The 19,201-nt window shown below is 72.7% G+C and carries 16 protein-coding genes; 9 read left to right on the top strand and 7 right to left on the bottom strand.

Going from position 1 to position 19,201, the window contains the following annotated elements:
* Positions 1-14: 14 nt before the first annotated feature.
* The 5 genes from AC4F3Q_RS00225 to gcvT form a co-directional block, all read right to left on the bottom strand.
* Positions 15-1,181 carry a hypothetical protein gene (locus AC4F3Q_RS00225; protein WP_491038267.1) on the bottom strand — a complete coding sequence of 389 codons (1,167 nt, stop codon included), beginning with the start codon at positions 1,179-1,181 and terminating at the stop codon, positions 15-17.
* A gap of 150 nt (positions 1,182-1,331) precedes the next feature.
* Positions 1,332-2,399 carry a tryptophan--tRNA ligase gene (gene trpS / locus AC4F3Q_RS00220; protein ID WP_491038266.1) on the bottom strand — a complete coding sequence of 356 codons (1,068 nt, stop codon included), beginning with the start codon at positions 2,397-2,399 and terminating at the stop codon, positions 1,332-1,334.
* 163 nt (positions 2,400-2,562) lie between these two features.
* Positions 2,563-5,433 carry an aminomethyl-transferring glycine dehydrogenase gene (gene gcvP / locus AC4F3Q_RS00215; RefSeq protein ID WP_491038265.1) on the bottom strand — a complete coding sequence of 957 codons (2,871 nt, stop codon included), beginning with the start codon at positions 5,431-5,433 and terminating at the stop codon, positions 2,563-2,565.
* Positions 5,434-5,446: 13 nt separating this feature from the next.
* Positions 5,447-5,827 carry a glycine cleavage system protein GcvH gene (gene gcvH / locus AC4F3Q_RS00210; RefSeq protein ID WP_434060841.1) on the bottom strand — a complete coding sequence of 127 codons (381 nt, stop codon included), beginning with the start codon at positions 5,825-5,827 and terminating at the stop codon, positions 5,447-5,449.
* Complete coding sequence (gene gcvT, locus AC4F3Q_RS00205) at positions 5,824-6,930, bottom strand: glycine cleavage system aminomethyltransferase GcvT (RefSeq protein ID WP_491038264.1); 1,107 nt, start codon at positions 6,928-6,930, stop codon at positions 5,824-5,826. Before gcvT ends, gcvH begins: the two co-directional genes overlap by 4 nt.
* 170 nt (positions 6,931-7,100) lie before the next feature.
* Between gcvT and AC4F3Q_RS00200 the strand changes: the two genes are divergently transcribed.
* The gene (locus tag AC4F3Q_RS00200; RefSeq protein WP_491038263.1) at positions 7,101-8,789 is read left to right on the top strand and encodes a bifunctional 3'-5' exonuclease/DNA polymerase; all 1,689 of its coding nucleotides are present in this window, start codon (positions 7,101-7,103) and stop codon (positions 8,787-8,789) included.
* Between the two features lie 50 nt (positions 8,790-8,839).
* Entirely contained in the window at positions 8,840-10,153 is a 1,314-nt protein-coding gene (locus AC4F3Q_RS00195; RefSeq protein WP_491038262.1) for a hypothetical protein, read from the top strand.
* 33 nt (positions 10,154-10,186) lie between these two features.
* Here the strand turns inward: AC4F3Q_RS00195 and AC4F3Q_RS00190 are convergent, their stop codons facing one another.
* Positions 10,187-10,870: a FadR/GntR family transcriptional regulator gene (locus tag AC4F3Q_RS00190; protein ID WP_491038261.1), complete on the bottom strand. Its 684-nt coding sequence runs from the start codon at positions 10,868-10,870 to the stop codon at positions 10,187-10,189.
* Positions 10,871-10,970: 100 nt separating this feature from the next.
* Positions 10,971-12,356 (bottom strand): L-fuconate dehydratase, encoded by a 1,386-nt coding sequence (locus tag AC4F3Q_RS00185; protein WP_491038260.1) that lies wholly within the window; start codon positions 12,354-12,356, stop codon positions 10,971-10,973.
* A gap of 206 nt (positions 12,357-12,562) precedes the next feature.
* On the opposite strand from AC4F3Q_RS00185, the gene AC4F3Q_RS00180 reads away from it, so the two are divergent.
* The 7 genes from AC4F3Q_RS00180 to AC4F3Q_RS00150 all read left to right on the top strand — a co-directional run bounded on the left by AC4F3Q_RS00180 (position 12,563) and on the right by AC4F3Q_RS00150 (position 19,189).
* Positions 12,563-13,624 (top strand): 2-hydroxyacid dehydrogenase, encoded by a 1,062-nt coding sequence (locus tag AC4F3Q_RS00180; RefSeq protein ID WP_491038259.1) that lies wholly within the window; start codon positions 12,563-12,565, stop codon positions 13,622-13,624.
* Positions 13,625-13,668: 44 nt separating this feature from the next.
* On the top strand, positions 13,669-14,406 hold the full coding sequence (locus AC4F3Q_RS00175) for an IclR family transcriptional regulator (RefSeq protein WP_491038258.1): 738 nt from the start codon (positions 13,669-13,671) through the stop codon (positions 14,404-14,406).
* Positions 14,407-14,523: 117 nt separating this feature from the next.
* Positions 14,524-15,162: a bifunctional 4-hydroxy-2-oxoglutarate aldolase/2-dehydro-3-deoxy-phosphogluconate aldolase gene (gene eda, locus AC4F3Q_RS00170; RefSeq protein ID WP_491038257.1), complete on the top strand. Its 639-nt coding sequence runs from the start codon at positions 14,524-14,526 to the stop codon at positions 15,160-15,162.
* A gap of 46 nt (positions 15,163-15,208) precedes the next feature.
* On the top strand, positions 15,209-16,333 hold the full coding sequence (locus tag AC4F3Q_RS00165) for a sugar kinase (RefSeq protein ID WP_491038256.1): 1,125 nt from the start codon (positions 15,209-15,211) through the stop codon (positions 16,331-16,333).
* Positions 16,334-16,459: 126 nt separating this feature from the next.
* Positions 16,460-16,840, top strand: coding sequence for a helix-turn-helix domain-containing protein (locus AC4F3Q_RS00160; protein ID WP_491038255.1), 381 nt, complete (start codon positions 16,460-16,462; stop codon positions 16,838-16,840).
* A complete protein-coding gene (locus tag AC4F3Q_RS00155; protein WP_491038254.1) occupies positions 16,837-18,132 on the top strand; it encodes a type II toxin-antitoxin system HipA family toxin in 1,296 nt (431 codons plus the stop codon). The genes AC4F3Q_RS00160 and AC4F3Q_RS00155 overlap by 4 nt, the downstream gene beginning before the upstream one ends.
* 217 nt (positions 18,133-18,349) lie before the next feature.
* A complete protein-coding gene (locus AC4F3Q_RS00150; protein ID WP_491038253.1) occupies positions 18,350-19,189 on the top strand; it encodes a DUF4397 domain-containing protein in 840 nt (279 codons plus the stop codon).
* Positions 19,190-19,201 lie beyond the last annotated feature (12 nt).

The raw sequence follows: 19,201 nt of genomic DNA, 5'->3' as shown, positions 1-19,201 counted from the left end.
CGCGGCCTCACCCGTCAGTCGGGGTGCGGCCAGCTCAGGACGGCGCCACCGACCCCGTCCGCCCCAGCAGGACCGGAGGCCGTCCAAGCGACGAGATCACCAGCGAGCGAAAGACCCAGCGCCAGCCGATCGACCGGCAGACGCTCGGACCGCTGCTCGACGACGTCGACCAGGAACAGCTCGTGCTCCCCCTCCGCATCCATGGACTCGCCCGTCATCAGGACCCGGCCGTCGTCCAGACCGGGCTCGTAGGGATCCGCGCCGGCCAGCAGGACGGCCGTGCGTGCCGTCCGGTCGAGCACCCACACCTGGGCGTCATCCTCGCCGACGGCGACCTGGACCACGACGTGCCGCTCGTCCGCCGCTCTGACGAAGACGCTGCCGCGAGCACGGACGAGCGGCGTGCTGCTGCCCTCCGGGTTCTCGACGCTGACCTCGCAGCCGTCGTCCGTGCAGCTGTTCACCAGGAGGTCGTCCCCACCCGGGGTGACCCACACGTCCGGCGCGTCAGACGACCGCGGGACCCGCGTCCCGTCCCAGCCGACCGCGCCACCGCGGTCGTCGTACGCAGCGGACCGGCCGAGCGCACGCACGTCGTCCTCGGCACCGTCCCCTTCAGCGACCACGCGGCCCTCGTCCTCGCCGTCGGGCGCGTAGAGCAGGCGCCACGGGCCCTCGACCGACCGCTCGACCCACGCGACGCCCCCGTCGACGAACCTTGCGAGCACGCCGGGGTCGACCATCCCTGAGACTTCCCACCCTGGCGAGCGGAGCGTCGTCGTCCCGTGCGCACCGACGAGGCGGAGGGGCCCGTACCCGTCCGGTCCACCGCCCGGGCTCGCGTCACCCTCGAGGTCGACGGCGAGATACGTCCCGTCAGGTCGCAGGTCGGAGATCGTCGGTCGCCAGCCCTCGGCCACCGTCAGCTCGGACACGAGCGTGACCCCCTCGCCGAGGCGCACGTCCACCGCGTCGTCGATGTCGATGGTCGGACCGTCGACCGGTGTCCCGTCCGCCCAGGCGAGGATCGGCTCTTCGGGAGCGGGCGTCGTGACTGCCGGCGACTCGACGCCCGCAGGCGGCGTGGTCACCCCCGGGCTCGCGGCTGGCTGCTCGGCGGTGCAGGCCGCGAGCGCGCTCAGCGCGAGCACGGCGATGCCGGTCCTCATTCCTCGTCGCATGTGTTCCCCCTGCTCAGGCCAGCGAAGCGCCGGCACGCTCACGCTATCGGCCGGGGCGACGGCGGGGAAGAGGCGGGTACTGCGAGGGCGGTCGCCGACCGCGCGGTCGGCGGGTCCCGTCAGACAGGCCCGCCGACCGTCAGCCGTCGATCAGTAGGTCGTCCCCATGAGCCGGCGGACGTCGTCGAGGGTCGCGTCCGCGAGCTCGTTCGCGCGCTCGTTGCCGCGGGCGAGCATCTCGAGCACGTCGTCGCCGTGCGCGGCGAGCTGGGCGCGCCGCTCGCGGATCGGCCGCAGGTACTCGACGAGCGCCTCGGTGACCTCGCGCTTGAGCGTGCCCGCACCGCCGTCGCCGATGCGTGCGGCGGCGACCTCGGGGTCCTCGCCCTTCGTGAGGGACAGCAGGCCGAGCAGGTTCGCCACCTCGGGGCGTCCCTCCGGGTCGTACGTGATCGTGCGCTCCGCGTCGGTCTTCGCGCGCTTGACCCACTTCGCGGTCTCGTCCGCCGTCGCGGACAGCATGAGCGTGTTGCCGCGCGACTTGCTCATCTTCGTGCCGTCGGTCCCGAGGATCGTCGGGGTCGGTGCGAGGAGCGCCTCAGGCTCGCGGAAGTACTGCTCCCCGCCCGCGTACCGCTGGTTGAACCGGCGCGCGATCGTGCGCGTCATCTCGAGGTGCGGCAGCTGGTCCTGGCCCACGGGCACGAGGTTGCCGTGGCAGAACAGGATGTCCGCAGCCTGGTGCACGGGGTACGTGAGCATGAGGCCGCTCATCGCGCGCCCGCCCGTCGCCGCCGTCTCAGCCTTGACCGTGGGGTTGCGCTCGAGCTCGGAGACGGACACGAGCGAGAGGAACGGCAGCATGAGCTGGTTGAGCGCCGGCACCGCGGAGTGCGTGAAGATCGTCGTCTTCTCAGGGTCGATGCCGCTCGCGAGGTAGTCGAGCATGATCTCGCGGACCGTCCCGCGCAGGTCGCCCATGACGTCACGGTCGGTGATGACCTGGTAGTCGGCGAGGATCAGGATCGTCTCGACGCCCGCCGTCTGCAGCCGGACGCGGTTGGCGATCGTCCCGAAGTAGTGGCCGATGTGCAGCGACCCGGTAGGCCGCTCACCCGTGAGCACGCGGAACTGCGAGGGGTCCTTGGCGATCTGCTCCTCGACCTGGGCGCTGCGCGCGCGGGCGGCCTCGAGGGTCGAGATGGGTGCTTCACTCATGTGTGCGGGCTCCTGGGATCGGGCGCCGCCCCCGCGACCGAGGCGCGGGCCCGGCTGCGGCGAGCAGCTCGGGGACACGGACGGTCACGGCTGCGCGGGCAGCCACCACCATGCGTGCGTCGTCATGCCCCCAAGGCTACCGCGTCCGGCACGAGGACAGGGCTCACACGAACGCCTCCGGTGGCGGGCACGCGCACACCAGGTTCCGGTCGCCGTACGCCTGGTCGATGCGGCGCACGGGCGGCCAGTACTTGGCGCCGCGCTGTCCTGGCGCCGGGAACACCGCGAGGTCGCGCGGGTACGGGTGCGTCCACTCCTCGACGACGCTCGCCGCAGTGTGGGGCGCGTGCACGAGCGGGTTGTCGTCGGCAGGCCACCGGCCCTCCGCGACGGCGTCGGCCTCCGCGCGGATCGCGACCATCGCGTCGACGAAGCGGTCGAGCTCGGCGAGGTCCTCGCTCTCGGTCGGCTCGACCATGAGCGTCCCCGCGACGGGGAAGGACACGGTGGGTGCGTGGAAGCCGTAGTCGACGAGCCGCTTCGCGACGTCGTCGACGGTGATGCCCGTCGCGGCCCGCAGGGGCCGCAGGTCGAGGATGCACTCGTGCGCGACGAGGCCGCCCTCGCCCGTGTAGAGCACGGGGAAGTGGTCGCGCAGCCGCGCCGCGAGGTAGTTCGCACCGAGCACGGCCGACGCGGTGGCGTGCCGCAGCCCGTCCGTGCCCATCATCCGCAGGTACGCCCACGTGATCGGCAGGACGAGCGGGCTGCCGAGCGGCGCGGCGGACACGATCCGGCGGTGCGCCGGACCGTCGTCGTTCGTGAGCGCGGCGGAGCGCGGGTCGAGCGGGTGCCCCGGCAAGAAGGGAGCGAGGTGCTCGCGCACCGCGACCGGGCCGACGCCGGGGCCGCCCCCGCCGTGGGGGATGCAGAACGTCTTGTGCAGGTTGAGGTGGGAGACGTCGCCCAGGTCGCCGAGGCGGACGTGGCCGAGCAGCGCGTTGAGGTTCGCGCCGTCGACGTACACCTGACCGCCCGCCGCGTGCACGACGTCGCGCACCTCGGTGATCGTGTCCTCGTAGACGCCGTGCGTCGACGGGTAGGTGACCATGATCGCGGCGAGGTCGTCCCCATGCTCCGCGACCTTGGCGCGCAGGTCGTCGAGGTCGATGCTGCCGGTCTCGTCGCACGCGACGACGACGACGCGCAGCCCCGCGAGGACGGCGCTGGCCGCGTTCGTGCCGTGCGCCGACGACGGGATGAGGCACACGGTGCGTGCCGCGTCGCCGCGGGAGCGGTGGTACTCGCGCACCGCGAGGAGCCCGGCGAGCTCGCCCTGGCTGCCAGCGTTGGGCTGCAGGCTCACCGCGGCGTAGCCGGTCAGGTCGGCGAGCCACCGCTCGAGGTCGGCGACGAGCGCGAGCGTCCCGGCGGCGTCCTGCGGCGGTGCGAACGGGTGCAGGTCGGCGAACGCGGGCCATGTCACGGGCGTCATCTCGACCGCCGAGTTGAGCTTCATCGTGCACGAGCCGAGCGGGATCATGCCGCGGTCGAGCGCGTAGTCCTTGTCCTCGAGCGCACGCATGTACCGCACGAGGCTCGTCTCGGAGCGGTGCGTGCGGAACACGGAATGAGTGAGGTAGTCGCTCGTGCGGCGCAGCGCGGCAGGGATGCCGACGTCGGGCGTTCCGTCTGCGGCGGGTGCGGCACCGTGCGTGGTGAGGATCTCCGCGAGGAGATCGACCTCGGCGTCCGTCGTCGTCTCGTCGAGCGTCACCTGGAGCGTGTCGTCGTCGACGAGCCAGAGCAGGAGGTCGCGCTCGGCGGCCGCGGCGACGGCCTGCGCCGCGCGGCCGGGCAGGCGCACGGCGAGCGTGTCGACGACGTCGCGGTGCACGACGGCGTCACCGAGCGCGCGGGCGAGCCGCACCGTGCGGTCGTGGACGGCGCACGCGATGCGGGCGAGCCCGTCCGGGCCGTGGTGCACGGCGTACATCGAGGCGACGACCGCGAGGAGGACCTGCGCGGTGCAGATGTTGCTCGTCGCCTTCTCGCGGCGGATGTGCTGCTCGCGGGTCTGGAGGCTCAGGCGGTACGCGGGGGCGCCGTCGGCGTCCTTGGACACCCCGACGAGGCGGCCTGGGAGCTGCCGTTCGAGGCCCGCGCGCACAGCCATGTAGCCGGCGTGCGGGCCGCCGTAGCCGAGCGGCACGCCGAAGCGCTGGGTGGTGCCCACCGCGACGTCCGCGCCGAGCTCGCCCGGGGCGCGCACGAGGGTGAGCGCGAGCAGGTCCGCTGCGGCGACGACGAGACCGCCGCGCGCGTGCACGGCGTCTGCGACGGCGGACGGGTCCCAGAGCCGGCCCGACGCGCCGGGATGCTGGACGAGCACGCCGAACGCGGGCGGCAGGTCCTCGTGTGCCACGTCCGCGAGCGGCACCTCGACGACCTCGATGCCGACGGCCTCGGCGCGGTGCGCGAGCAGTGCGCGCGTCTGCGGCAGGGCGTCGACGTCGACGAGGAACACGTCGGTCGGCACGGCCGGGCGCGCGGCGCGGCGAGCGAGCAGCATGCCCTCGACGACGGCGGTGCCCTCGTCGAGCATCGACGCGTTCGCCGTCGCGAGCCCCGTGAGGTCCGCGACCATCGTCTGGAAGTTGAGGAGCGCCTCGAGGCGCCCCTGGGAGATCTCCGGCTGGTACGGCGTGTACGCCGTGTACCAGCCGGGCGCCTCGAGGATCCCGCGGCGAATCGCCGCCGGCGTGATCGTGCCGTGATAGCCCATGCCGAGGAAGGACCGGCGCACGCGGTTCGCGGCTGCGAGCGCGGCCAGCTCTGCGAGCGTCTCGCGCTCGTCGGCCGGTGCGGGCAGCGCAGACGCGAGGGGGTCGGCGTCCGCGTGCAGGACAGCGCCCGGGACCGCGCGCTCGACCAGCGCGTCGAGCGACGTGAGGCCCGGGTCGACGGCGGCGAGCATGCGGCGCTGGTCCGTCGCGTCGGTCCCGACGTGACGGTCGACGAAACCTGACGTCATCGCGGGCGCCGCCTCAGGCGCCGACGAGCGAGGCGTACGCGGCGGCGTCGAGCAGCGAGTCGATCGTCGCCGGGTCGTCGGGGGCGACGACGTAGAGCCACGCGGCGTACGCGTCGGCGTTGACGAGCGCCGGGTCGTCGACGACCGCGGTGTTGATCTCGACGATCTCCCCGTCGATCGGCGCGAACAGCTCGGAGACGGACTTGGTCGACTCGATCTCCCCCGCCACGTGACCGGCGACGACCCGCGTGCCCGGCTCGGGCAGCTCGACGAAGACGATGTCACCGAGCTCGGTCGCGGCGTGCGCCGTGACCCCCACACGCACCTGCCCGTCGACGACGGCGACCCACTCGTGCTCGGCCGTGTACCTCAGGTCTGCGGGGATGGTCATCAGGATTCCTTCCGGGAGTAGAACGGGAGCGTGCTGACGGTGACGGGGACGCGCGTGCCGCGCACGTCCGCCTCGAGCGGTAGCCCAGGGTCGGTCAGGGCCGGGTCGACGTAGGCGAGCGCGATCGGGTGCCCGAGCGTCGGCGAGAGCGCGCCGGACGTGACCTCCCCGACGACCGTGTCGCCGTCGAAGATCGCGGTGCCCGCCCGTGGGGCGCGGCGCCCCTCGCCGACGAGACCGACGAGCTGGCGGGCATCGGCCGGCGGGCCCGCGAGGACCGCCTCGCGACCGACGAACTCGCCCTTGCGGGCGACCGGTACCGACCGGGAGAGCCCGGCCTGCGCGGGGTGCACCTGCCCGGTGAGCTCGTTGCCGTAGAGCGGCATGCCTGCCTCGAGCCGGAGCGTGTCGCGCGCCGCGAGCCCGGCGGGGACCGCGCCCAGGTCGGCACCCGCCGCGAGCACGGCGTCCCACAGCGCGGGGGCCGCCGACGCCTCGAGGTAGAGCTCGAAGCCGTCCTCGCCCGTGTACCCCGTCCGGGCGACGAGGCCGTCAGAACCGGCGAACCGCATGGGCAGCGCACGGTAGTAGCGCAGCGTCTCGAGACCGTCGACCTCGAGGTCGGCGACCCGCTCGAGGACCTCCCGCGAGCGCGGGCCCTGGACGGCGACGAGCGCGAGCTCGTCCGTGACGTCGTCGACTTCGCAGTCCGCGCCTCGGCACCGTGACCGCAGCTCGTCGCGGACGAGGTCGCGGTTGGACGCGTTCGCGACGACGAGGAAGCGGTCGGGTGCCGTGCGGTACACGATCAGGTCGTCGAGGATCCCGCCGTCCGGGGCGAGCAGCAGGCTGTACCGCGCCTGACCGTCGACGAGCGGGGAGAACAGGCCTGCGAGCGCGTGGTCCATCGCCGCTGCCGCGTGCGGGCCGGTCACGAGGATCTCCGCCATGTGGCTGAGGTCGAACACTCCGGCCGCCTCGCGCACCGCCTTGTGCTCCGCGAGCTCCGACGTGAAGCGCAGCGGCATCCGCCACCCTGCAAAGTCGGTGAACCGCGCACCAGCGGCCTCGAGCCGCTCGTCGAGGGGGCTCAGGCTCAGGGACATCGCGCTCCTCCGCGCCGCTGCCGGTCGGGCCCCGCGCGGGTGAGGGACCCGCAGGTGAACAGGACGATCCGGGACGCAGCGCACCTCTGTGGCGAGAGTAGCAAAGGGGTGTTTCGGGCACGTTGCGCACGTGAGAGCCGGCCAGCGTCCGGGACGCGGGAGGATGGGGCGTGCACATCGTGGTCGAGCAGGTGGGGACGCCCGACGGCGACCGAATCGCGCTCACGTCCGTGACCGGCCGCGGCGAGGTCGTCGCGCGCCGCGACGTCGCCGCGGACGAGCTGCCTGCCGCGGTGCGCGCCGAGCCGGCCGACGTGCGGTGGACCTGGGCGGACACGTCGGTCGCCCTGCCCCCGCTCCTCGCGGCAGGCGTGCACGTCGCGCGCAGCCACGACCTGCGCCTGTGCCACCGCATCCTGCGCGACGCGGCCGCGACGGCGTCGAGCAGGCTCGCACGGAGGCCCCGGGACGGCTGGGACGACCCGCTGCCGCTCGCGGCGCCCGCACGGCAGGACGCGCTGTTCGACGCGGCCGAGCTCAGCCCCGCAGCCGAGCGTCTCGACCCTGTCGTCGAGCTCGTCGCCCAGCTCGACGCCGTCAGGGCGGCCGGAGACGGCGCGGGCCGGCTCCGCCTCCTGCTGGCCGCCGAGTCCGCGGGCGCGCTCGCCGCCGCCGAGATGACGTACGCGGGCCTGCCGTGGCGGCCGGACGTCCACGACGCCCTCCTCGCCGACCTGCTCGGCCCGCGCCCGCCCGAGGGCTTCCGCCCCGCGCGGCTCGAGGCGCTCGCCGCGGTGCTGCGCCGCGAGCTCGACGACCCGACGCTCAACCCTGACTCCCCCGTCGACGTGCTGAGGTCCTTGCGCCGCGCAGGCCTCCCCGCGACGTCGACCCGCTCGTGGGAGCTCACGCAGATCGACCACCCTGCGATCCCGCCCCTGCTCGAGTACAAGAAGCTCGCGCGCCTGTGGACCGCGAACGGGTGGCACTGGCTCGACTCGTGGGTGCGCGGCGGCCGCTTCCGGCCGGTCTACGTGGTCGGTGGTGTCGTCACCGGGCGGTGGGCGTCCGACGGCGGCGGCGCCCTCCAGCTCCCCCGCCAGGTGCGCGACGCCGTCCGCCCCGATCCGGGGTGGTGCTTCGTCGTCGCCGACGCCGCCCAGCTCGAGCCGCGCATCCTCGCCGCCATGTCCGGCGACGAGGCGATGGCAGGTGCAGGCCGCGCCGCCGACATGTACGAGGGCATCGTCGCGACGGGCGCCGTCGAGAGCCGCACCCACGCGAAGTACGGGATGCTCGGCGCGATGTACGGCGGGACGCAGGGGGTGTCCGGTCAGGTGCTGCCCCAGCTGCGGCGCGCGTTCCCGGCGGCGATCGGGCTCGTCGAGCGCGCCGCCGAGGTGGGCGAGCGCGGCGGCCAGGTCACGACGTGGCTCGGCCGCACCTCCCCGCGCCCGGACGGCGGGGGCGGCGCGCCGCTCGGCGAGGGCGAGGAGCGCGAGCGCCCCGCGGACGCGGGTGCCGAGGCCGCGCGAGCCCGCGCGTTCGGCCGCTTCACGCGCAACTTCGTCGTCCAGGGCACCGCCGCCGAGTGGGCGCTGTGCTGGCTCGCGCTCCTGCGCGAGCGACTGCACGCGCTGCGCCCGGAGGCACCGCTCGTCGAGCGACCCCACCTCGTGTTCTTCCTGCACGACGAGGTGATCGTGCACGCGCCCGCCGACCTGGCCGACGACGTCGCGCAGGCCGTGCGGGAGAGCGCAGCAGAGGCGGGGCGCCTGCTCTTCCCCGCGTCGCCCGACGACGTCGAGTTCGCCCTCTCCGTCGCGGTCGTCGAGTCGTACGCCGACGCGAAGGACTGAGGCGCCGCCCTGTAACCTCGTCGGGACCGCACCGATCCTGGGAGCCTCGCATGCACGCCCGTCGCCTCGCACGTCCTGTCGGCGGGTTCGCCGTCCTCGCGCTCGCACTCGCGGCATGCACGTCGTCGAGTCCCGAGCCAGCACCGACGACGTCCGCCGCACCCGTCGAGGTCGACCTGCGCGCGGCTTTCCCCGACGCGATCGCCGAGGGCGTCGTCACGCCCGTGAGCACCGACGTCGACGCAGGCACCGGCACCGTCCAGGCCGACGGCACGGTGCTGCTCACCGGCTCGAGCGACGGCGTCACCGACGACTCGATCGGGATCCTGGACCTCACGACGGGCGACGTCGAGTGGCTCGTCGAGGACACGGTGCCGGAGGCGGTGACGCTCGTCGCGGGCCAGCTCACACCTGAGGTCCTGACCTGGACCGTCGAGGTCGAGGCCGTGGACGAGCAGGAGCTCGCCGCGACGCTCGAGGACGTCGGCGGCTACGTGTTCGCGCTCGACCGCGCGAGCGGGAAGCGCACCGTCCTCGCCGACGCGTCCGGCGCGGGCGGCATGCCCCCAGGCACGTACGCCGCCTCGGTCGCGGTCCAGGACGGGATCGCGTACTGGGAGGGCCTCGACGGCGACGACCTGTCGACGATCTACTCGCGACCGCTCGACGGCTCGGGCGCGCCTGCGGTCGTCGCGACGGACGCGTGGGGAGTCGCGGCAGACCAGTGCGTGTCCGCCGGCAAGCTCTCGTTCTTCGCGTTCGCCGAGGACGACGTCACGCGGCAGCTCGTGAACGCTGACGGGACCGCAGGGGAGACCGTCGCCATCCCCGCACCGACCGCCGCCGACCGCATCGTCGAGATCCAGTGCGGCACCGCCTACATCCAGAGCCCGTACTCCGAGGACGGCGGCGTGAGCCCTGACGACTACGACACGGGCGAGGAAGGTATCGACGACGGCCTGAGCGAGGACGACGAGACCGCAGAGGGCGAGCCGCTCGAGGGCGAGGTCGTCGTCGAGGGCGAGAACCTCTCGACCGAGGGCGAGGCGTCGCCCGCCGACCCGGCGGGAGACCTCATCGAGCTCGTCGACGGGGCGAGCCTCGTGCGCTTCCGGGCGAACGGCGTCGGAAGGATCTCCTCCGTCGCGCTCGACGCGACCTGGATGACGCTCGGGCTCGCGGTCGGCGACGACGACTCCGAGTCGCGACAGCTGCTGTTCCACCGCGCGAGCGGCAAGGTCTACGAGCTCCCGCAGACGAGCATGACGATGCTCGACCTGCAGAACGGCTACGTCACGTACGGCTCGACCGCGACCGAGGACAGCGACTCGATCACGGTGGTCGGCAGGCTCACCGCGCCCTGACCCCGTCAGGCCGCTGGGGACCAGCCTCGGTCGTCAGGGCAGCGAACGCTCGACCTCGAGCAGGTGCGCCTGCATGAGCGTGCGTGCCTCGTCCTGACGACCGTCCTCGACGGCCGTCAGGATCTGGCTGTGCCACTCATGAGCGCGGGCGTCCGCGTCGGGGAGCGTCGTCGCGCGCCACCTGCGGTGCGGCGTCGTGCGCCCAGCAAGAGCGTCGACGAGCGCGGCAAGCACAGGGTTGCCTGCCCACGCCGCGAGCGCGGCGTGGAATGTGACGTCAGCCTCGAGGAACGCGTCGTGCCCGTCGTCGGACGGGCCTGCGAGCGCCGCTGCGGCGCGGTCGAGCGCGGCACGAGCGGCGTCGCGGGACGCCGCGTCGTCAGGCCTGCGTGCAGCCCCTGCCGCCGCCTCGGCCTCGAGCATGCGGCGCACGGCATGCGTGTGCCGCGCCTGACCGGCCCCCTGCAGCTCGACGAGCAGGCCGACCGGGCGCAGCAGGAGGCTCGGGGCGAGGCTCGTGACGTAGGTGCCGTCGCCTTGGCGCGACTCGAGGATGCCGAGCACCGCGAGCGCGCGCACCCCCTCGCGCAGGGACCCTCGCGACACCTCGAGGCGCTCTGCCAGCTCAGCCTCGACGGGCAGCCGGGCCCCCGGGGCGAGCTCGCCGTCGAGGATCATCTGCGTGACAGCGTCGACGACGCGATCTGTTCGGGACATGGGGCGAGTATCCATGCTGCGGCTCCTCGTGTGGACCGGCGGCGCGCCTCGGGGGAGCGCGCCACCGGGGGTCGGGTCGTCCGGCCGGTCGGCGGACCGGTCAGTCGACGAGCCGCTCGGCGACGGACGAGGCCGCGGTCCCGGCGGCGACCGCGGCACGTGCGGCGCTCTCGTGCCGCTCGCGCCAGTACGCGCCGTCCGGGAAGCGGTAGTCGGCGACCGACGCGGGGAACATCTCGGTCGAGTAGCCGGGCTTGCTCGGCAGGCGGTAGCACGCGTCGCGGACCACCACGGGGTCGGTGAAGTGCTCGTGCAGGTGGTCGACGAACTCGGTCACGCGGCCTTCCATCGAGCCGGAGATGGCGACGTAGTCGAGCATCGACGCGTGCTGGACCATCTCGCACAGCCCGACGCCGCCTGCGTGCGGGCACACCGGCTTACCGAACTTCGCGGCGAGCAGCATGACCGCGACGATCTCGTTCATCGACGCGAGCCGGCCGGCGTCGAGCTGGACGAAGTCGATGGCGTCGGCCTGGAAGAGCTGCTTGAACATGACGCGGTTGTGGCAGTGCTCGCCCGTCGCGACGCCGACCGGTGCGACGCCGCGCCTGACGGCCGCGTGACCGAGGATGTCGTCGGGGCTCGTCGGTTCCTCGATCCACAGGAGGTCGAGCTCCTTCATGGCGTTCACCCAGTCGATCGCCTCCTGGACGTCCCACACCTGGTTGGCGTCGATCATGAGCGCGCGGTCGGGGCCGATCACCTCGCGGGCGATACGGGCACGGCGGATGTCGTGCTCGAGGTCGAGGCCGCACTTGAGCTTGATGTGCTGGTATCCCTCGGCGACGGCCTCCTCGCACAGTCGGCGCATCTTCTCGTCGGAGTAGCCGAGCCAGCCGGCCGACGTCGTGTAGCAGGGGTAGCCGGCCTCCTCGAGGTGGGCGATGCGCTCGGCCTTGCCGGCCTCCTGGGCGCGCAGGAGGGCGATCGCCTCGTCGCGGGTGAGCGCGTCGGACAGGTAGCGCAGGTCGGCGATGTCGACGAGCTGCTCGGGCGTCATGTCTGCGAGCAGGCGCCAGACGGGCTTGCCCGCGAGGCGGCCGGCCAGGTCCCAGACGGCGTTCATGACTGCGGAGAGGGACAGGTGCACGACGCCCTTCTCGGGGCCGAGCCAGCGCATCTGCGCGTCGGAGGTGAGGTAGCGGTAGGTGCCGCCGAGGTCGGCGGCGATCTCGGCGACGTCGCGTCCGACGAGGTGCTCGGCCTGCTGGCGGGCGGCCGCGGCGACGATGTCGTTGCCACGACCGGTGGTGAACGTGAGGCCGTGGCCGGTGAGCGGGGCTCCGGTCGCGTCGACGCCGTCGGTGCGCAGGACGACGTAGGCGGCGGAGTAGTCGCCGTCCTTGTTCATGGCGTCCGAGCCGTCGGCGGTGAGGGACGTCGGGAAGCGCACGTCCTCGATCTCGATGCTGGTGATGCGTGCCATGGGTGGCCCTTCGTCGTTGAGGGGGCGGGTCGGGCTCACGCTACCAGTCATCTGATGAATTTGACCATGGCGGCCTCGCTTGCCCTCTCAAGCGAGCACTGTCGCGCTATTGATCCGACGATTCGATGCCCTACGCTGAGAACGTTCCGCTGCCCGGAGCGCCTGTTCCACGGTGCGGGGAGGGCGTGACCGCACGAAGGAGTGTCATGGACCAGTCGCACCGCCCCTACGTCGTCGGGCTCACCTCCGACAACGTCGCCACCGACGGCACAACTGTGTTCGGGGACATCGGCCTCGAGCGCCTCGAGGCCGCAGGCCTCACGTGGCGCACGATGCGCCCCGTCGACGGCCACGCGCTGACGCCCGAGGACCTCGACGGGTTCGACGCGATCCTGTCGTTCGGCCACTGGCCGTTCTCCCGCGAGCTCGTCGCCGCCTGCCCTCGCCTCAAGCACGTCGCCCGCTTCGGCGCCGGCTACGACGGGATCGACCCCGCCGAGCTCGCCACCGAGGGCGTGGTGCTCACCAACGCGCCTGACGGCGTCCGGCGCCCCCTCGCCCTGTCCGCGCTCACGCTCGTGCTCGCGCTGAGCCACGAGCTTGTGGCGAACCAGCGGCTCGCGTCGAGCGGCCGCTGGGAGGACCGTGGGCAGCACATCGGACGCGGGGTGGCCGGCCGCACGGTCGGCATCGTCGGTTTCGGCAGCGTGGGCCAGGACCTCGCCGGGCTCCTCGCACCGCTCGGCGCGCACCTCGTGACGGTCGACCGCGACAGCGCACGCGAGCCTGCGGCCCGGCTCGGCGTCGACCTCGTGCCGCTCGAGCGGCTCGCGGCCGGGTCCGACTACGTCGTGCTGACGGCGTCGCTCAACCCCGGCTCGTTCCACCTCGTCGACGCGACGTTCCTCGCCCGCATGCGCCCGACGTCGTACCTCGTGAACGTGGGACGCGGCCCGCTCGTCGACCAGGCGGCGCTCACGGCGGCGCTCGACGCGGGCCAGATCGCCGGGGCCGCTCTCGACGTCCTCGAGGAGGAGCCGCCCGCGGCGGACGAGCCGCTCCTGTCGATGGACCAGGTGATCGTCACGCCGCACGCGCTGTGCTGGACCGAGGACTTCGTGCGTGGCGTCACCGACTCGGCGTTCGAGTCGCTCGTCGACGTCGCGCACGGGCGCCGCCCGCGCAACCTGCTCAACCCCGCCGCGTACGACGCCGACCGCGGCGTCGGAACGTTCAGCCCCCTCCCCGATACCGAGGACGCCCGATGACCGCACCTGAGACTACGCCGCCCGCGGCCACATCCTCGTCACCTGTGGAGGCGATCGACCGCGCCCTCGTCGTGCTCGAGGCGCTCGCCCGCGGGGGCGCCCAGGGCGTCCAGCTCGCCGATCTCGCGGCCGAGCTGGGCCTCAACAAGACGACCGTGCACCGCTCTCTCGCGGCGCTGAGGTTCCGCGGCTTCGCGAGCCAGGACCCCGTCACGGGCGCCTACCTCCTCGGCACGGCTGCCGTCGCGCTCGGCGACCGCTTCCTCTCCGAGGACAACCTCCCGGCGCTCCTGCACCCCGCGCTCCTCGCACTGTCGGCGGCGAGCGGCGAGCTCGTTCACCTCGGCGTGCTGAGCGGGACGCACATCGTGTACCTCGACAAGGTCGAGCCGGAGCGGTCGGTGCGTGTCTACTCCGCGATCGGCCGGCGCAACCCGGCCGCGACGACGGCGCTCGGGCGCGCCCTGCTCGCAGCCCGCGGGACGGACCGCGCGTCGCTGCGCGGGTACACGGCGGATCTCGCGGACGGTGTCGAGGAGCGGGCATGGCACGCGATCGAGGCGGCTCGCGAGCGCGGGTACGCCGTCGAGGAGCGGGAGAACGAGCCTGACATCTCGTGCGTCGCGGTCGCGCTCGTCCGCGGCGGGCAGCCGGTCGCGGCCGTGAGCATCACGGCGCCGGCGGAACGGATGTCGCCCGAGCGGGTCTGCGAGCTGCACTCGCTCATCCGCTCGACGCTGCCAGACCTGCTTCCCGGCGGGCTGGGTCTCGGCGCAGCCTGACGCTTGTGCGGCCATCCGCCGCATGCGATGCTTGTTCCGTTCAGCGACATGAGCGTTTCGGGTAGCGAAACGGCTGCGATGAGGCGGCCCGCCCGAGACCGACAGGACGGACCCGCCATGAGCCCTCAGCCCCAGCAGACCCTCGACCAGCTCTCCGCAGCACGGCTCGTGCCCGTCGTCGTGCTCGACGACGCCGCCCACGCCGACCCGCTCGCCGCGGCGCTCGCCGCCGGCGGCCTACCGGTCGCCGAGGTCACCTTCCGCACCGCCGCCGCAGCCGACTCGATCCGTGCGATGGCCGCCCGTGGCGACATGATCCTCGGCGCCGGAACAGTCCTGACCACCGACCAGGTCGACCTCGCCGTCGCCGCAGGCGCGAGCTACGTCGTCTCCCCCGGGCTCTCCCGCGCCGTCGTCGAGCGCTGCCAGGAGCACGGCATCCTCGTCCTGCCCGGCGCTGTCACCGCGACCGAGATCCAGGCCGCCCTCGAGCTCGGTCTGACGACCGTCAAGTTCTTCCCCGCCGGCACGTCCGGCGGCGCCCCCGCCATCAAGGCCCTCGCCGCGCCCTTCGGCGGCGTCTCCTTCGTCCCCACCGGCGGCGTCGGCCCCACCAACCTCCACGAGTACCTCGCCATCCCCGCCGTCGCCGCCGTCGGCGGCTCCTGGATGGTCCCCAAGAACCTCGTCAACAGCGGCGACTTCGCCGAGATCACGCGCCTCACCGCCGAGGCCGTCGCGCTCGCCGCCCGCTGAACCGCCCCCGCACACGAACCTGCCCCACACCATGGAGAAGACGACGATGTCCCAGATCCCCGCCGAGATCGCCGCGCTCAACCTGCGCCCCGCCTCCGAGTGCCGCTACGACGCCGTGTCACTCGGCGAGGTCATGCTCCGCCTCGACCCGGGCGCCGGCCGCATCCGCACCACCCGCCAGTTCGCCGCCTGGGAGGGCGGCGGCGAGTACAACGTCACCCGTGGCCTGCGCCGCGCCTTCGGCCTGCGCACCGCCGTCGTCACCGCCCTCGCCGACAACGAGGTGGGCCGCCTCGTCGAAGACCTCATCCTCCAGGGTGGCGTCGACACGCAGCTCATCCAGTGGCGCGACTACGACGGCATCGGCCGCACCGTCCGCAACGGGCTGAACTTCACCGAGCGCGGCTTCGGCGTGCGCGGCGCCGTCGGAGTCTCCGACCGCGGCCTCACGGCCGCGAGCCAGCTCGGCCCCGACGACGTCGACTGGGACCACCTCTTCGGTGCGCTCGGTGTGCGATGGCTCCACACCGGCGGCATCTACGCCGCGCTCTCCGAGACGTCTGCGCAGACCGTCATCGCCGCCGTCACGGCAGCGAAGAAGCACGGCACCGTCGTCTCCTACGACCTCAACTACCGGCCGTCGCTGTGGAGGTCCATCGGCGGGATCGACAAGGCGCGCGAGGTCAACCATGAGATCGCTCAGCACATCGACGTCATGATCGGCAACGAGGAGGACTTCACGGCCTCGCTCGGCTTCGAGATCGACGGCGTCGACGAGAACATCTCCGAGATCGAGGTCGACTCGTTCGCGAGGATGGTCGAGACCGCTGCTGCCGCCTTCCCGAACTTCAAGGTCGTCGGCAACACCCTGCGCACCGTCCACTCGGCGTCCGACAACGACTGGGGCGCGCTCGCCTGGTCCCGTGACACGGGCATCGTCCACGCCACCATGCGCGAGCACCTCGAGATCTTCGACCGCGTCGGCGGCGGCGACTCGTTCGCGTCGGGCCTCATCTACGGCATGCTCGAGGGCCAGCCCCTGCAGACCGCCGTCGAGTACGGCGCAGCACACGGCGCCCTCGCCATGACCACCCCGGGCGACACGACCATGGTCACGAAGGCCGAGGTGCTCAAGCTCGCCGGCGGCGGATCAGCCCGCGTCGACCGCTGATCGCTCCCTCACGAGCCGGCGTCACGTTTCCCTGACATACGCTCCAGTGACATGTTTGAGCGACACTAGATGTCGCTTTCTCATGACATTGACGATAGTGTCAGGGAAACGTGACAGGAGGCTTCCATGCGTGTCAGCACGACCGGGGATCTCGGGGCGCTCGTACGCCAGGAGCGTCAGGACCAGGGCCTCACCCAGGCAGAGCTCGCCGAGCGCATCGGCACCACACGCCAGTGGGTCAGCCAATTCGAGTCCGGCACCCTCAACCCTCGTGTCGGCCTCGTCCTGGCGGCGCTCACAGCGCTCGACCTCGACATCGACGTCCGCTCGGGCGCGAGCACGAACCAGGTGCCGAGCATCCCGCCCGCCGCCACCGCTCTCGACTGGATGCGTTCAGTGGTGTTGCCGCGCCCCACACAGAGGCTCATCGAAGAGCAGGCCTTGCGAGTCCGCGCAATCGAGGCCCGCCAAGCCAAGCCGTCCACGACCTCGGACCCAGAGCAGTGAGCGAGCGGCCGCGGCTCGACGTCTACCTGCACGGCAGGCACGCCGGTGTCATCACCAAGACCACGACCGGGCTCGTCCTCGACTACGAGCGCGAGTACGTGGACGCCTACCCGGACTACCCGCTGTCCTACTCGCTCCCGATGACCACCCGCCGGCACAAGGGTGCCCGCGTCGCCAACTACCTCGACAACCTCATGCCCGACAACGGCGAGGTGAAGCGCGAGTGGGCACGCATGCACGGCGCAGAGTCCGACGAGCCGTTCGACCTCCTGTGGCACGTCGGCGCCGACTGCGCGGGAGCCGCGTCGTTCTTCCCGCACGGCACCGACCCCTCCGAGGCAGGGTCCCTCGAGCCGACGGACGAGGCGGCGATCGCCGAACGAGTCCGCATCCTCCGAGCCCGCTCGAGCAGCTGGGTGCCGTCCGACAGTCCGGGACGATTCTCGCTCGGCGGCGCCCAGTCGAAGTTCGCCCTCGCCCGCCACGATGACGGCTGGGCGGACCCGACCGGTATCCACCCGTCGACCCACATCTTCAAGACCGGCGTCGACGGGCTCGAGTCCTCCGACGTGATCGAGTACCTGACCATGCGCGTCGCCGGCGTGATGCTCGGCGTCGTCGCCCCCGTGAGCATCGAGCGCTTCGAGGACCAGCACGCCCTGGTCGTCGAGCGCTTCGACCGCGCGGTCGACGGCGAGGTCGTCGCACGTGTGCACGCCGAGGACATGTGCCAGATGCTCGGCCTGTCGTCCCTGCGCAAGTACGAGCACCAGGGTGGGCCAGGCGTCACCGACATCTTCAAGGCGCTCGACCTGCTACCCGCAGGCAACCGAGCCGCCGCGAAGGAGAGGTTCGCCCTCGCGCTGGCGTTCAACTGGGTGGCTGGGGGGACGGATGCGCACGCGAAGAACTACTCGGTGTACGTCGGCCCCGGCGGCGCCCTCGCGCCTCTGTACGACCTGTCGTCCTTCGCGCCCTACACAGCGCCGTTCTTCGGCAAGGCGCGGGAGCCGATGTCGGGGATGAAGATGCCGATGAGGGTCAGCGGCAACGAGCGCTTCGGTGACGTCGACCAGCTCCACTGGCGCTCGATCGCTCGCGATGCCCGCATCGCGCCCCGCACGCTCATCGACACGATCGGCACGATCGCGACCTACCTCCCTGGCGCCTGGGCGCGCGAGATCGCTCTCGTCGCGCAGGTCGACGACGCCCTGCTGACGCCCGTGGTTCTCACCTCGGCAGACGCGCTCGCGGCCTGGTGCGACAAGATCCTCAGCGTGCTCGACCCCTGAGTCAGGCGTTGGCACGTTGCGCACCACACGGACCTTCCCGAGGAACTCGAACTCCCCCTAGATCGACGCGTCTGACCTGCACAGACACGCCGATCGAGAATCTCGTCGAACTTTCTTGCCTCCAGGTGCATCCGCGCGGACCCCTCCGCCGGAAGTAGTGGGTGTCCATCACACCCGACGGGTCGACCACGACCCGGCACGCACCTCAGGAGCAATCATGCGAATCACGAAGCGCGCAGCATTCCTCGCCACCGGCGCAGCCGCAGCACTGGTCACCCTCGGCGCCGTCCCCGCCCAGGCCGCTGACGGCGACGCGACCCTGTCCGTCCTGCACGGCGTCCCCGACCTCACCGTCGATGTGTGGGTCAACGACGAGCTCACCCTCGACGACTTCAAGCCCGGCGACCTCGCCGGCCCGCTCGAGCTCCCTGCCGGCACGTACTCCGTCGCGATCACCGCCGCGGACGCGACCGACGCGAGCGACCCGGCGATCGGCCCCGTCGACCTCACGCTCGACGCCGGCAAGAGCTACACCGCGGCCGCTCACCTCGACGCCGAGGGCAACCCGACGGCCTCGCTCTTCACGAACGACACCTCGAAGACCGAGGCCGGCGAGGGCCGCCTCACCGTCCGCCACGTCGCTGCCGCCCCGGCGGTCGACATCCTCGCAGGCGGCGACGCCGTGATCTCCGACCTCGCGAACGGCAAGGAGGAGGTCCTCGACCTCCCGGCCGGCACGGTCCCCGCCGCGGTCGCCGCCGCTGGCACGACCGAGCCCGTGCTCGGCCCGGCCGACGTCGAGGTCGCCGAGGGCACCAACACGATCGTGTACGCGTGGGGCAGCCTCGAGGGCGACTCGCTCGCGCTCGCGACCCAGACGATCGACGGCCTGCACTCGACGCCGTCGGGCGTCCAGGCCGGCATGACCGGTCTCGCGGCCGAGTCCGACTCGGGTGTCAGCCCGCTCGCCGTCGGCGGCGGTCTGCTCCTCCTCGCCGCCGGCGGGGCTGCGCTCGTGCGCCGCTCCTCCGTCGCGACCGCCCGCGCCCAGCGCTGACCGGACGGACGA

The organism is Flavimobilis sp. BM9 (assembly GCF_058313055.1).
The sequence above is the reverse complement of the archived record's forward strand: the minus strand, read 5'-3'. Positions and strand labels throughout refer to the sequence as shown.

Bases quoted from the DNA above. Each gene is read 5' to 3' on its own strand.
- gcvP (WP_491038265.1), bottom strand. From the start codon at position 5,433: ATGACGTCAGGTTTCGTCGACCGTCACGTCGGGACCGACGCGACGGAC.
- AC4F3Q_RS00160 (WP_491038255.1), top strand. From the start codon at position 16,460: ATGCGTGTCAGCACGACCGGGGATCTCGGGGCGCTCGTACGCCAGGAG.
- AC4F3Q_RS00225 (WP_491038267.1), bottom strand. From the start codon at position 1,181: ATGCGACGAGGAATGAGGACCGGCATCGCCGTGCTCGCGCTGAGCGCG.
- AC4F3Q_RS00185 (WP_491038260.1), bottom strand. From the start codon at position 12,356: ATGGCACGCATCACCAGCATCGAGATCGAGGACGTGCGCTTCCCGACG.
- AC4F3Q_RS00165 (WP_491038256.1), top strand. From the start codon at position 15,209: ATGTCCCAGATCCCCGCCGAGATCGCCGCGCTCAACCTGCGCCCCGCC.
- AC4F3Q_RS00190 (WP_491038261.1), bottom strand. From the start codon at position 10,870: ATGTCCCGAACAGATCGCGTCGTCGACGCTGTCACGCAGATGATCCTC.
- gcvT (WP_491038264.1), bottom strand. From the start codon at position 6,930: ATGTCCCTGAGCCTGAGCCCCCTCGACGAGCGGCTCGAGGCCGCTGGT.
- AC4F3Q_RS00195 (WP_491038262.1), top strand. From the start codon at position 8,840: ATGCACGCCCGTCGCCTCGCACGTCCTGTCGGCGGGTTCGCCGTCCTC.
- trpS (WP_491038266.1), bottom strand. From the start codon at position 2,399: ATGAGTGAAGCACCCATCTCGACCCTCGAGGCCGCCCGCGCGCGCAGC.
- AC4F3Q_RS00150 (WP_491038253.1), top strand. From the start codon at position 18,350: ATGCGAATCACGAAGCGCGCAGCATTCCTCGCCACCGGCGCAGCCGCA.
- AC4F3Q_RS00180 (WP_491038259.1), top strand. From the start codon at position 12,563: ATGGACCAGTCGCACCGCCCCTACGTCGTCGGGCTCACCTCCGACAAC.
- eda (WP_491038257.1), top strand. From the start codon at position 14,524: ATGAGCCCTCAGCCCCAGCAGACCCTCGACCAGCTCTCCGCAGCACGG.